This is a genomic window from Bacteroides neonati, from assembly GCF_000499785.1.
Classification (GTDB): Bacteria; Bacteroidota; Bacteroidia; order Bacteroidales; family Bacteroidaceae; genus Bacteroides; species Bacteroides neonati.
In genome coordinates this window covers 97,476-110,058 of record NZ_HG726026.1, presented here as the reverse complement: position 1 = coordinate 110,058, position 12,583 = coordinate 97,476, and the positions used below count along the sequence as shown (strand labels likewise).

Annotated in this window: 13 protein-coding genes; 6 read left to right on the top strand and 7 right to left on the bottom strand. The window is 44.5% G+C overall.

Features of this window, described 5'->3' with window-relative positions; genetic code table 11:
- Nucleotide 1: 1 nt before the first annotated feature.
- The 6 genes from TY03_RS17925 to TY03_RS17895 form a co-directional block, all read right to left on the bottom strand.
- Nucleotides 2–1,063: a hypothetical protein gene (locus tag TY03_RS17925; RefSeq protein WP_042372479.1), complete on the bottom strand. Its 1,062-nt coding sequence runs from the start codon at nt 1,061–1,063 to the stop codon at nt 2–4.
- Nucleotides 1,064–1,083: 20 nt separating this feature from the next.
- The gene (locus TY03_RS21620; protein WP_052332550.1) at nt 1,084–2,211 is read right to left on the bottom strand and encodes a Clp protease ClpP; all 1,128 of its coding nucleotides are present in this window, start codon (nt 2,209–2,211) and stop codon (nt 1,084–1,086) included.
- A 512-nt stretch (nt 2,212–2,723) separates the two neighbouring features.
- Entirely contained in the window at nt 2,724–3,116 is a 393-nt protein-coding gene (locus tag TY03_RS17910; protein ID WP_042372477.1) for a hypothetical protein, read from the bottom strand.
- A 107-nt stretch (nt 3,117–3,223) separates the two neighbouring features.
- Nucleotides 3,224–3,640, bottom strand: coding sequence for a Hint domain-containing protein (locus TY03_RS17905; protein WP_042372475.1), 417 nt, complete (start codon nt 3,638–3,640; stop codon nt 3,224–3,226).
- A 150-nt stretch (nt 3,641–3,790) separates the two neighbouring features.
- Entirely contained in the window at nt 3,791–4,144 is a 354-nt protein-coding gene (locus TY03_RS17900) for a hypothetical protein (RefSeq protein ID WP_052332548.1), read from the bottom strand.
- Between the two features lie 45 nt (nt 4,145–4,189).
- On the bottom strand, nt 4,190–4,783 hold the full coding sequence (locus tag TY03_RS17895) for a contractile injection system tape measure protein (protein ID WP_052332547.1): 594 nt from the start codon (nt 4,781–4,783) through the stop codon (nt 4,190–4,192).
- Nucleotides 4,784–5,410: 627 nt separating this feature from the next.
- Here TY03_RS17895 and TY03_RS17890 point away from each other — a divergent pair.
- From TY03_RS17890 to xpt, 6 genes are all read left to right on the top strand, one after another.
- The gene (locus TY03_RS17890) at nt 5,411–6,244 is read left to right on the top strand and encodes a DNA/RNA non-specific endonuclease (RefSeq protein ID WP_042372699.1); all 834 of its coding nucleotides are present in this window, start codon (nt 5,411–5,413) and stop codon (nt 6,242–6,244) included.
- A gap of 239 nt (nt 6,245–6,483) precedes the next feature.
- Nucleotides 6,484–7,521 carry an endolytic transglycosylase MltG gene (gene mltG, locus TY03_RS17885; protein WP_042372474.1) on the top strand — a complete coding sequence of 346 codons (1,038 nt, stop codon included), beginning with the start codon at nt 6,484–6,486 and terminating at the stop codon, nt 7,519–7,521.
- 84 nt (nt 7,522–7,605) lie between these two features.
- Nucleotides 7,606–9,198, top strand: coding sequence for a thiamine pyrophosphate-dependent enzyme (locus tag TY03_RS17880; RefSeq protein ID WP_042372471.1), 1,593 nt, complete (start codon nt 7,606–7,608; stop codon nt 9,196–9,198).
- Nucleotides 9,199–9,201: 3 nt separating this feature from the next.
- Nucleotides 9,202–9,792 carry an indolepyruvate oxidoreductase subunit beta gene (locus TY03_RS17875; RefSeq protein ID WP_042372469.1) on the top strand — a complete coding sequence of 197 codons (591 nt, stop codon included), beginning with the start codon at nt 9,202–9,204 and terminating at the stop codon, nt 9,790–9,792.
- The gene (locus tag TY03_RS17870) at nt 9,789–11,099 is read left to right on the top strand and encodes a phenylacetate--CoA ligase (protein WP_042372466.1); all 1,311 of its coding nucleotides are present in this window, start codon (nt 9,789–9,791) and stop codon (nt 11,097–11,099) included. Before TY03_RS17875 ends, TY03_RS17870 begins: the two co-directional genes overlap by 4 nt.
- 9 nt (nt 11,100–11,108) lie before the next feature.
- Entirely contained in the window at nt 11,109–11,675 is a 567-nt protein-coding gene (gene xpt, locus TY03_RS17865; RefSeq protein ID WP_042372464.1) for a xanthine phosphoribosyltransferase, read from the top strand.
- Nucleotides 11,676–11,737: 62 nt separating this feature from the next.
- On the opposite strand, the gene TY03_RS17860 is transcribed toward xpt, so the two are convergent.
- Nucleotides 11,738–12,508: an EFR1 family ferrodoxin gene (locus TY03_RS17860; RefSeq protein WP_042372463.1), complete on the bottom strand. Its 771-nt coding sequence runs from the start codon at nt 12,506–12,508 to the stop codon at nt 11,738–11,740.
- Nucleotides 12,509–12,583: the final 75 nt, after the last annotated feature.

Here is a 12,583-nt window from a genome sequence, read left to right as displayed (position 1 = left end):
TTTAATAAGCGACTTGAACTAAATTATCTTCACCGATAAGAGCACCTAACTTACCGGTAGAATAGATGTAATTCTTGCGAGGTTTGCGTTCAAACCAAATATCAAGTTCAGACATGGGGTTATCACCTTCACAGCCATAAAACAGATTACTCGGAGAGCACAAAACCGCACGGTGCGGTAGGTTAAGTTTCGTTTGGTTGTTCTGATAGGCTTGAATAAACCGATCCCAAATAGAACATTTGATAACTCTTACGCCATCATATTCCCCCACTTCCAAGCCATCAAAGATTGTTGTCCAAGGCATGATCACCTTGTATTTTTCTTTGATATCACGAGAAAGAGCATCACACAAGGATTTGGTGGCAAATATCCCATGATCAGACTTCTGGAAAATACGGCTATCGGCATCTTCGAGCATCGCATCAAATACAGACGTAGCAGCACCGATCTCTTTCATTTTAGCACGTTGTAACGCATAAGATGCTTCACTATTCGCGGCAATAGCTGTATGCTGGTCGGCATTGGTTGCACAGATCGCAAACAAACGCTTGAAAAAACCATCACAGGTTTTAAACAACTCAATATTCAGACCATCGGTGATCTGACCACCACTTGTAATGCTGGCAGCCGATTCGTCACCAAACCACGTAAAACGCCAAAGCATTTTCATCATAGCCTCTTGCAGCTTTGGAAGAACAATCCCATCCATGTACTCCGTTGAAGTAAGATCAGCTATTTCAGTGCCGGTCTTCAAGCAATACTGTGCAATGGTATTTTCTAGCTCTGAATAGCACATTTCCAATGGAACTTCCCATGATCCAAGCTTCCATTCTTTCTGAGCTGCTGCTATGGCAACCTTTTGATATGTCGGGTCACATCCTGCACCAGCCTTACCAACATCTTCCATCTCACCAATAAAACCAAGCTTCTTGCCGGTAGTCACCTTTGGCATGAACGTCATGAACTGAGCCATATCCTCGCTCAAAAAGACAGTCAATTGAATCAGTTCTTTCAGATCCTTGACCGCTTGATTGTCGGGAGTTAATTTTGAAAAATCCAACATAAATTCTTTCCTCCTATTCTTTACTTTTTAGCAACTCGTTTTTCCTTCTCTTCCCTCAACTTCTTTTGAAGCGGAGTCTCTTTCTCAGCATGATCATCATGGCGTTGAGTCTGCGCACGTCCGGCAACTTTATATGTCGAACAATTCTTGGCCAACCAAGCTTCACCACCAGCCATTTTCACGGCATTTAGAATCTTCATATCAGATTGAGACTTGGCTTGTGCCTTAGTCGCTTCAAGTTCAATTTCCAATTCATCAATGCGCGCCTGCAATTGAGAAACTTCACTCTCCGTTTCTTCTTCCGCCGGCTTGATCTCTGTAATCACACCCTCTGCAACAATGATAGTAGATCCATCGGGCATTACAAACTCACCATCAGGACTTGCAACATCGCCAACCTGCGGTTCTCCCTCTTCACGTTCAACCGTTAACGTTTCACCGTCAGCAGTTGATAGTTCCATGTCAACAACCGGTACATCTTCAATCTTTGCATACCCGGCTTTAGCAAGCACTTTGTCTAACCAGCCTTGCTTTACTGTCACTTCTTTCTTTTTATTCATACCTCTAAAATTATGGTTATTTACTTTTGCCGTTGATGGCACTTTTATACTATCAATGAATCCAAGACGTTTTGCCTCTTCCACACTCATGCGCTTATCTTCTCCCATGATTGCCTCCAACTCTTCACGCTTGGCACCGGTCCTCTCTACGTAAAGGTCAAGAAGCTTAGATGTATCCTCTTCCAAACTATCCGCAATGACTCGCAGATCATCCGCTCTGTAAGCATCGGCAAGGGTATACTCTGGAATGTAGGGTGCGTGGATTAGATACTCAGAATTAGGCAGACCAATCCGTTTACCTTTCGGGGCGGACAATAGCAGTACAGTGGCCATCGAAGCGCATAGCCCTTCAACGGTCACAGATATCGTCTTTCCGCTATCACGCAATTTATCGTAGATAGCCCATCCTTCGGAGACAGAACCCCCGGGACAGTTCATTTTTATGTCAATGGATTTATCATCTTCCGGAATGGAAGAAAGGAATTCGTCGATGTCTTTAAAGCAAGTTGAATCTACCCCGGTAAACCAGAGCTTCATATTCTTGCTTTCTTCATCGGCGATGTCATTGTAGATCTTAAGTATTGCCATACCTTTTTTGTTCAAAGATACAGATAGACACACGCTTGTGCTAAAATAAAAATAGCGTGATACCCAACGGGAACCACGCTTATGCTCTTTGATTAAGGTAAGGGTTTAAAGATTTACTTCAAGTTCTCTACCAGTTAAGCTATAATACAAATTTTGAAGTTGATGCAAGAATTCTATTTTCACTACACGGATAGTTTCACTTGTACACTTCATCAACTGAATGTAATACCCATACTGAATTAAAACGATGTTCCCTAGATCAGCTCTATAAAAGCTATCCTTCTCCTTTCTGAAACCGCACTTCATAAGAAGTTCGTTAGTAACTGGAATAGGATTAAGATTATCAACATAAGTACGAAGTACAGAGTCGGAAGATAATCCGCCTACTTCATACCTATCTCTCTCGATTTCGCTATATCCAATATCTGTTATTTTACATGGGGCGATGCTCCTAAACAGATACACATAGCTTCCAATTCTTAGTTCTCTAACATCAATTATTCTGTTATAGTTTAAAGCAAATTTATTGCTGACAACTCCTTGGTCAAAGATTGAATCCCTTTCTGAATCTTCTCCAACTGCTGTTTACGGGGTTTATGTACACCGGCAGCATAATGCCATAATTGGCGTTCATTAATTCCTGTAATCCGACTCAATGCAGCTTTAGTAAAGATATTGCTGTAATAGTTGATAAAGGTTGCAGCATCAATCTTAAACTTCAGCTCAAACTCCCCGGATAATACTTCGCAAGGATTAGTGTTATCATCCAAGTATAATTCGATTGCTTCCTTCATATTATCCTCCAACTCATTCATATCATTACCAACTGTAATGATAGATGCACCTTCAATGTAAGCACTCAGATTCTTACCAGCCTGTTCAACGATTACGTCTACTGTTTTCATATTTACTTCCTATTTTTTAACTAAGCCACTTTTGCCCGCTTGCCTCAAAATGCTGTAATAAGTGTCTTTCTCAATGCCTTTGTCATTATGATTCGGTACAACTAGAACTATCGCTTCTGATACATCATCCAACTCATATCCCCAACAATGAACGAACCATTTACAATATATCGGGATAAGGGAACGTTTAGAAGCAAAAGATACACAGGATCTTCATTAGAAATAACTTTTATTTCTTCGAGTTTAACAAAGCCGTTTATGGTCTTTATCGAATCGGAAAGCTGTATGTCTCGTGCACTAATTATGCCTCTATCTGTTTCGACAAAAGAACTCATTGACATACATAATTCTTCTTTGCTAATAGTCATTATGGAAACGAGAGCAGTCTCTGTTCCACAAAAAACATTCTCGACAACAAGCATATTTCCATTAGGATTTAAAATCCTATCACCGATGTGGATATCACTAATTTTCCTTGTTGATCCATCGGCCATAAGGACTGTAGCAGTTTTCTTTAACTCCATGGTATTTTGAATTATATAACAAAGATACTTTATACCTCTCTTATTGCTAATTTAAAGGAATATTTAATAACACAAAAAGTACCTAAACTCGAAGATATTGATTGTAAAAAAGCAGAACTATTTCACACACCACACCTCAATTTAAAAGACTCATTTACAATTAGAATTTTCCTCAATCGGTTCTATTTTGATTATCTCAACGACCTCATACATTCCATCGTACTCGGCAGCAAACCCTTCCGTAGGACGATCTACTTTATTTACTTTCAACTCCACATATACAGGAGCATAGGGTTCGGAATTTTCGCCAACAACGGTTTTGTATAGGCTATCCAACTCGCCCGTCTGGTCATCGACCCAATAATCTGTTGTATCTCCACAAGGGATAAACGAAGATACTTCGTGGCCTATAGACAATTTTCCGCGAACGGTAAGAGAAGTTGTTCTGCTACAGGAAACCGAAAGGATTCCAAAAAACACTAGCATTAAAAAAAACTGTTTCATGTGTGTCGTTTGTTTGAAGGGTTTATATTACTTTCATAAATTTATTTACCAATTTGGACGATTGCCTGACCTCCAATTAACAACGATCGTAGTTTCCAACCAAGGAAAACGAATCAAACCGAATGTCCATGGAAGAGAGTTAAGAAATAAATCGTAAGATCGTTGACCAACCGTTAGCAACAATTCCTCTTCCTTTTGTTCCAGATAACCACTACGCTCGATAAAAGAACTCTGAAACTCCTCTATTGAAGTATTTCTCATTTTAGGCCATGCAGCTTTTATCTCTTGCAAAAGAGCATCAAGCACCTCTTTCTCCGCTTTACTACACTCCAATTCACCGGGAAGCGAAACAGTGAAAGGACACCCTACAAGAATGCAGTTAAAAACCAGCTCTTCTTTAGAAAATTCACTCTGATCCGAACCAACAAGATACTGAAGAGCAAAAACGGCACGTACACATGAGTCAGCATCTTTAAAATTCGTTCTTTCATCATTTAACCACCCAAGCGTGTAGAAAAGGTGCGGAAACCACGGGGATAACAGAGCAAGTCCGGCATTTGATATCGGAACATGCTTCGATTCATCTTGCGAAGTAGCTAAATAATCATGGTTCATATGGCTGTGTTTCTGAATTTTCATTCAAATATACTACTTTAAAATACAATCAAACAAGCAAATAGCTTATTTTTTATTAATAAAAACAAGAGATGAAGAGCGAGAAGTGATGTAAGCTCCAAAGATGACAAGGGCAATCGTTTCAACAACCGATGAATACAAGTCGTAGAAAAAAGAGAGTGAATAATAACTCCTTGCTCAGTCATTTCAACCACAGATTAACAAATTGCGTGAATTATATGATTTTGATTATTAATAATCTGAAATAATAAGAATCTGTGCGATCTAAAAATCTGCGGGTGATAACCTACCCTATTTATCGCAAAGGCTTCTTTGATTAATCATTGCTACTACTATTACCTTTCTCACAATTGTAAGTGTTTATCTTTACTATTTTTATTAAACTCTTATACCAATAATCAGACAAAGGATATGCCAAAACCCAAAACAAACATTCTATAAATCAACATTATAAACATAAAATCGCTTAAGATTTGATCGGAAGCAATAAACAGATTGAGTAAATACACACAGAAACAAGCGTACAACGGGGTTAAAGAAACGCAAAAAGCAGTACAAACTATTGGAGCCAACAAATCATTTTGCGTTCTTTGTTGTACTTTTCAACTCATACCGCAAACAAACAGCCGCATGAAAGCAAAAAAAAGAAGGAAATCAAAATCGACATTTAAAATAGGATACTTGCTGGCGATACTAGTATTAATACCGGTATGCTATGGGCTACACCTTTACAGCCAGCAAACGGTGGTCAACACGGCAATGCCCATAGAGAAGTACGACAATCTCGAACTCCCGAGGGGACTGACCGACAGGCAACAGCAGGTTATTCAACACACAGGTTACACCGTTTCATATAATAAAGAATGGCGTATACCCAACTGGGTAGCCTATGAACTCACCCGGGAGGAGACGAAGGGGAAAGAGAAACGCAGCGACCGCTTCACTAGCGATCCGCTAGCCGAAGGCGGCATGCCTACCAACAGCGATTATGCACGCTCGGGCTACGATAAAGGGCACATGGCTCCTGCGGCCGATATGAAGTGGAATAGCAAGGTGATGAAAGAGTCATTTTATTTTAGCAACGTATGTCCGCAACACCCAGAACTGAATCGCCGCAAATGGAAAGACTTAGAAGAGAAAACACGCGACTGGGTCATTGCCGACAGTGCCATTATCATTATCTGTGGCCCTGTTGTCGACAAGTTTCCACGAACGATAGGCAGCAATCGAGTCGTTGTGCCGAGGCAATTCTTCAAAGTCATTCTTTCGCTCTACGGGGCGTCACCCAAAGCTATTGGGTTTCTCTTTGACAATGCTCGCTCGGTATCACCACTAAAGAGCTATGCCGTTACGGTAGACAGCGTTGAAAAGCTGACGGGTATGGACTTCTTCGCTCCCTTGCCCGATGAACTTGAGGAACAGTTAGAGGGGTCATTTCAACCAAATAAATGGGGAATTGAATAAATTTACTCCACAACGCTCAGTATACTGTTTGTTCTGTTGTAAACACACGAAAGATTGCTTGCAGTGTCTTTTTCGTTTCCTTGCAAACGAACAAAAGGAAACATACACCAGCACAAACACATCTATATCTATTAGGAAGTAAAAAATGACGAGACTTTACACAAACTATTGCAAACCGAAGAGGTGTTGTATTTGATTTCTTCCTATCTTTGGAGCAATTTTCAAAATTCATCATTTCCATGAACAAAAAAAGGAAACAGACAGGGCTTATTGCCATCGGAATAGTCATCCTGACGGGCATTGTAATCATAGGTATAGCTTATTATTATTTCTTATACCCGCAGTTCCGCCCCAACGAGAAAGTATCGATATACATCGACCGCGACGACACGCCCGATTCGGTTTATACGAAGCTGAAAACCATCGGTCGTCCCGCCAACTTCAACGGATTTTTGCTGATGGCAAAGTTGCGCAACTTCGACCAGAACGTACACACCGGACGCTACGTCATTCAACCGGGAGATAATGTCTATCGCGTGTACAGCCGCTTATCCAGAGGCCATCAAGACCCCATCAATCTCACCATCGGCAGTGTACGGACTCTCGACCGATTGGCTCGCAGTATCGGCAAGCAACTGATGATTGACTCAGCCGAAGTAGCCCGGCAACTGCTCGACACCACCTTTCAGGCGAAACTGGGTTATAAACCCGAAACAATGGCCTGCCTTTTCATCCCCGAAACCTATCAGGTGTACTGGGACATGAGTGTAGAAGATTTCTTTACGCGCATGCAAAAGGAACACCGCAAGTTCTGGAACGACGAGCGGCTAACCAAGGCGAAACAGATGAACATGACTCCCGAAGAGGTAGTCACCTTGGCTTCGATTGTTGAGGAGGAAACCAACAACAATGCCGAAAAGCCAATGGTAGCCGGGCTATACATCAACCGCCTACAAGCCGGCATGCCCTTGCAAGCAGACCCCACAATTAAGTTCGCTTTGCAAGATTTTTCGTTGCGCCGCATCTCTAACGAGCACCTACGTACCAATTCTCCTTACAATACGTACATACATGCCGGACTACCTCCCGGCCCTATCCGCATCCCTTCACCCAAAGGCATCGACAGCGTACTTAATCACGTGAAGCACAATTATATATACATGTGCGCAAAAGAGGATTTTTCGGGCACGCACAACTTTTCAGCCAACTACAACGAGCACATGGTCAACGCAAAAAGATATTGGAAGGCGCTGAACGAAAGGAAGATTTTCAACTAAATTCATTATAAAATGACGGCAAAAATGTATCTTTGCCAGATAAAAAGAACAAACTTCGATTAACATTAAATTTAAAATAAAGATATGAGTAAGCAACTATTACTTGGCGATGAAGCCATTGCACAAGCTGCACTAGATGCCGGATTATCGGGCGTTTATGCCTATCCCGGCACTCCTTCTACTGAGATTACCGAGTACATTCAAATGGCTCCGATCACGAGCGAGAGGAATATTCACAGCCGATGGTCGTCGAACGAGAAAACAGCTATGGAAACGGCACTGGGCATGTCGTTTGCCGGAAAGCGTGCCTTGGTATGCATGAAACATGTGGGCATGAACGTGGCTGCCGACTGCTTCATCAACTCGGCCATCACCGGAGTAAAGGGCGGACTCATTGTCATTGCTGCCGACGACCCCAGTATGCACTCGTCGCAAAACGAACAAGACAGCCGCTTCTATGGCGACTTCTCGCTCATACCGATGTACGAGCCCAGTAACCAACAAGAGGCTTACGATATGGTGTACAACGGTTTTGAGTTTTCCGAACAAACCGGAGAGCCCCTGCTCATGCGTATGGTTACACGCTTGGCGCACTCGCGCTCGGGCGTAGAGCGCAACGCACAAAAGCCACAAAACGAAATGGCTTTCAGCGAAGACCCACGCCAGTTCATCTTATTGCCCGGCAATGCGCGCAAACGCTACAAGGCACTACTGGCACGGCAGGACGAATTTATCCGAGCATCCGAAAACTCACCTTACAATAGCTATACCGACGGGCCGAACAAGAAGCTGGGCATCATTGCCTGTGGCATCGGCTACAACTACTTGATGGAGAACTATCCCGAAGGATGCGAATATCCGGTATTGAAGATCGGGCAGTATCCCCTTCCCAAAAAGCAAATCATGCAGTTGGTAGAGGCTTGCGACGAGATTCTCATTCTCGAAGACGGACAGCCTTTCGTAGAGAAACAGCTCAAGGGATACCTTGGCATCGGACTGAAGGTAAAAGGGCGTCTCGACGGCACATTGTCGCAAGACGGCGAACTGACTCCCGACTCAGTAGCCCGCGCTGTGGGCAAAGAAAATAAGTCGCTCTTCGAAACCCCTTCGCTTGTCGAGATGCGTCCACCCGCCCTATGCGAAGGATGTGGACACCGTGATATGTATATCACCCTTTCGGAAGTGTTGCGCCAAGAGTACCCGGTTCATAAGGTATTCAGCGATATCGGTTGTTATACATTGGGATCGAACGCTCCGTTCAATGCCATCAACTCGTGCGTAGACATGGGTGCATCGATCACCATGGCCAAAGGTGCGGCCGATGCCGGACTGCATCCGTCGGTAGCCGTGATCGGCGACTCTACCTTCACCCACTCGGGTATGACGGGACTGCTCGATTGCGTGAACGAAAACTCAAACGTGGTGATCGTCATTTCCGACAATGAAACAACAGCCATGACCGGCGGACAAGATTCGGCCGGAACAGGACGCATCGAAGCTATCTGCCTAGGCCTGGGTGTTGATCCGGCGCACTTGCGCGTAGTCACTCCTCTCAAGAAAAACTACGAAGAGATGAAGCAGATGATACGTGAAGAGATAGACTACAACGGTGTATCAGTCATCATCCCTCGCAGAGAGTGTATCCAGACATTATCACGTAAAAAAAGAAGTAAATAAGCCATGAAGAAAGATATTATCCTATCGGGCGTTGGTGGACAAGGTATCCTCTCTATCGCCACAGTAATCGGTAAAGCAGCCCTGAAAAACGGCCTGTATATGAAACAAGCCGAAGTACACGGAATGAGCCAGCGCGGTGGCGATGTACAATCGAACCTACGCATCAGCGATCAACCCATCGCCTCGGACCTTATCCCCAAAGGTAAGTGCGGCCTGATTATCTCTCTCGAACCGATGGAAGGCCTGCGCTATCTGCCCTATCTTTCTCCCGAAGGCTGGTTGGTGACCAACGAAACTCCATTTATCAACATCCCTAACTATCCCGACGAGGCAGCCATCAAAGCCGAAATCGACAAGCTGCCCCACAAGGTAATGTTCAATGTCGACAGTATCGCCAAGGAGGTAGGTTCTGTCCGCGTGGCCAACATGGTACTACTCGGAGCTACCATTCCTTTCTTGGGTATCGATTACGAAAAAATTCAGGATAGTATTCGCGAGATATTCGAACGCAAAGGAGAAGCCATCGTAGAAATGAACCTGAAAGCACTTGCCGCAGGCAAAGAGATTGCTGAGAACTTAACGAAGGGACAATGAGTACACAATCATACTGGGAAGAAGAGATAGAAATCATGAGTCGCGAGGAGTTGCAACAACTGCAACTCCAACGACTCCGGAAAACAGTAGCGATGGCCGCCCACGCCCCCTTTTACAAAGAAGTTTTTACCAAACAGCACATTACAGAAAACACCATTCAGTCAATCGACGACATCCGTCAACTCCCCTTTACTACCAAAGCAGACATGCGGGCACACTACCCTTTCGGATTGGTGGCAGGCGATATGAAAGCAGATGGTGTGCGTATTCACTCATCGAGCGGAACCACTGGAAACCCCACTGTTATTGTACACTCACAACACGATCTTGACTCTTGGGCCAACCTTGTGGCCCGGTGCTTGTATATGGTAGGTATCCGCAAAACCGATGTCTTTCAAAACAGTTCGGGCTATGGCATGTTTACAGGCGGACTAGGTTTCCAGTATGGTGCTGAGCGCTTGGGAGCACTAACCGTACCTGCGGCAGCGGGCAACAGTAAGCGACAGATTAAGTTCATTACCGACTTTCAGTCAACCGCCCTGCACGCCATTCCCAGCTACGCTATCCGTTTGGCAGAAGTCTTCCAAGAAGAAGGCATCGACCCTGCTAGCACTAGCTTGAAAACCTTGGTTATCGGTGCTGAGCCTCACACCGATGAGCAACGCCGAAAGATCGAGAAGATGCTCGGCGTAAAAGCATACAACAGTTTTGGAATGACTGAAATGAATGGCCCCGGTGTGGCCTTCGAGTGTACCGAACAAAACGGTATGCACTTCTGGGAAGACTGCTTTCTGGTCGAAATCATCGACCCCGAAACCGGAGATCCTATGCCCGAAGGTGAGATTGGCGAACTGGTGCTGACAACGCTCGACAGAGAGATGATGCCGCTTATCCGGTATCGCACGCGCGACCTCACCCGCATCCTTCCCGGTCAATGCCCTTGTGGACGCACGCACCTGCGTATCGATCGAATTAAAGGCCGCAGCGACGATATGTTTATCATCAAAGGTGTCAATATATTCCCCATGCAAGTTGAAAAGATATTGGTGCAATTCCCCCAACTGGGTAGCAATTATCTGATTACACTTGAAACCATTAACAATCAAGACGAAATGATTGTAGAAGTAGAGTTGAGCGATCTCTCTACCGACAACTATATCGAACTGGAACGTATCCGCAAATCCATCACTCATCAGTTAAAGGATGAAATTCTGGTCACCCCCAAACTGAAACTTGTCAAAAAAGGCAGTCTTCCTCAAAGCGAGGGCAAAGCCGTACGGGTGAACGATTTGCGCGATAATAAATAAAACCTAAATATGCAGTTATTAAAAAAGAGAATCCTGCAAGATGGCAGGTGTTTTGAAGGTGGTATTTTGAAAGTAGATAGCTTTATCAACCATCAGATGGACCCAACGTTAATGAAATCAATCGGTGTAGAATTTGTACGCCGATTTGCATCAACCGGAGTAAACAAGATCATGACGATCGAAGCCAGCGGTATTGCCCCTGCTATCATGACCGGGTATCTGTTAGACCTACCCGTTGTATTTGCGAAGAAAAAATCCCCCAAAACGATTCAGAACGTTTTGAGCACAACGGTTCATTCGTTTACCAAAGACCGCGATTACGATGTCGTGATCAGTTCCGATTTCCTCACGCCCAATGATAAAGTGCTCTTCGTCGACGACTTCCTTGCCTATGGCAATGCAGCCTTGGGGGTTATCGACCTGATTAATCAAGCCGGTGCTTCGCTGGTAGGTATGGGATTCATCATCGAGAAAGAGTTCCAGCACGGCCGCAAAAAGATCGAAGAAAAAGGCATCAGAGTAGAGAGCCTTGCCATTATAGAAGACCTGTCGCACTGCGAGATTGTTATTAAGTAAGAGTCGACAAGCATGATAAATGGCGAATAACCACCCGGCAGGTGTGAGTTATTCGCCATTTCTTATTTCAGAGCCTGAGGGTTAAAGTACTGTCCCTTCCCCTTGGTCTGTTTGCCGTATTGCACGGCTCGCTTCGGACACACATGGTAACAAGCCAGACAGGAGGTGCAATGCTCGCCCCAGACGGGCTTTTGGTGATCCATCGTTACATTCTGCATCGGGCATACCTTTTCACAGCGTCCGCAAGCTACACACGCATCTGTTGTCCAAAACTTCTTGGCCGATATGCCGTAACGGACGAAAAGCGGATAGATTAACCTTGTTTTAAGGAAAGGCATGCTCCCTTCGTGACACCGAAAGAGTGGCTGCCGCTCTTCGATCAACCGATTTATTTCGTCCAGAGTCGGTTGTGCATGCAAGAGCTTCTGTTGCTCCACCTCTTTGCTGTCGACATCGAAACCCGGCAGCAGCACATAGTTGTTGGGCATAGCTACCGAGAATCCGGCACTACACTCCCACCCACGCGCTGCAAATGCTTTGCGCATGACGCTTTCGGTCAACCCCGTATCATCGCCACAAGAGCAAACAAAGAAAAGGTAGTGCGCTTCGGCGCCATGCAGCACCAGTTGATGAATAAACTCCAGCACGATAGGCGGAGGCCCCCATGAATAGATCGGAAAAACGAAACCCACCTTCTCCTCTTCTTGCAGAGAGAATTCGGTTGTTGCGCTTCGTAAAGCATCGGGTATAAATACGAGTCTTTCTTGTTGTACGTCGGCAAGTTGCTGTGCAACCCACTTTGAGTTTCCTGTACCTGAAAAGTAGAATATCATAGGGGGAGAATATAAAAGAAAGCCGTACCGACGATGTGATGAAACTCTGATAGAACAAGATTTGAGTGTTCGCTC

Coding starts and splice junctions, on each gene's coding strand:
- TY03_RS17925 (WP_042372479.1), bottom strand. CDS start 1,063: ATGTTGGATTTTTCAAAATTAACTCCCGACAATCAAGCGGTCAAGGAT.
- TY03_RS21620 (WP_052332550.1), bottom strand. CDS start 2,211: ATGGCAATACTTAAGATCTACAATGACATCGCCGATGAAGAAAGCAAG.
- TY03_RS17910 (WP_042372477.1), bottom strand. CDS start 3,116: ATGAAAACAGTAGACGTAATCGTTGAACAGGCTGGTAAGAATCTGAGT.
- TY03_RS17905 (WP_042372475.1), bottom strand. CDS start 3,640: ATGGAGTTAAAGAAAACTGCTACAGTCCTTATGGCCGATGGATCAACA.
- TY03_RS17900 (WP_052332548.1), bottom strand. CDS start 4,144: ATGAAACAGTTTTTTTTAATGCTAGTGTTTTTTGGAATCCTTTCGGTT.
- TY03_RS17895 (WP_052332547.1), bottom strand. CDS start 4,783: ATGAAAATTCAGAAACACAGCCATATGAACCATGATTATTTAGCTACT.
- TY03_RS17890 (WP_042372699.1), top strand. CDS start 5,411: ATGAAAGCAAAAAAAAGAAGGAAATCAAAATCGACATTTAAAATAGGA.
- mltG (WP_042372474.1), top strand. CDS start 6,484: ATGAACAAAAAAAGGAAACAGACAGGGCTTATTGCCATCGGAATAGTC.
- TY03_RS17880 (WP_042372471.1), top strand. CDS start 7,606: ATGAGTAAGCAACTATTACTTGGCGATGAAGCCATTGCACAAGCTGCA.
- TY03_RS17875 (WP_042372469.1), top strand. CDS start 9,202: ATGAAGAAAGATATTATCCTATCGGGCGTTGGTGGACAAGGTATCCTC.
- TY03_RS17870 (WP_042372466.1), top strand. CDS start 9,789: ATGAGTACACAATCATACTGGGAAGAAGAGATAGAAATCATGAGTCGC.
- xpt (WP_042372464.1), top strand. CDS start 11,109: ATGCAGTTATTAAAAAAGAGAATCCTGCAAGATGGCAGGTGTTTTGAA.
- TY03_RS17860 (WP_042372463.1), bottom strand. CDS start 12,508: ATGATATTCTACTTTTCAGGTACAGGAAACTCAAAGTGGGTTGCACAG.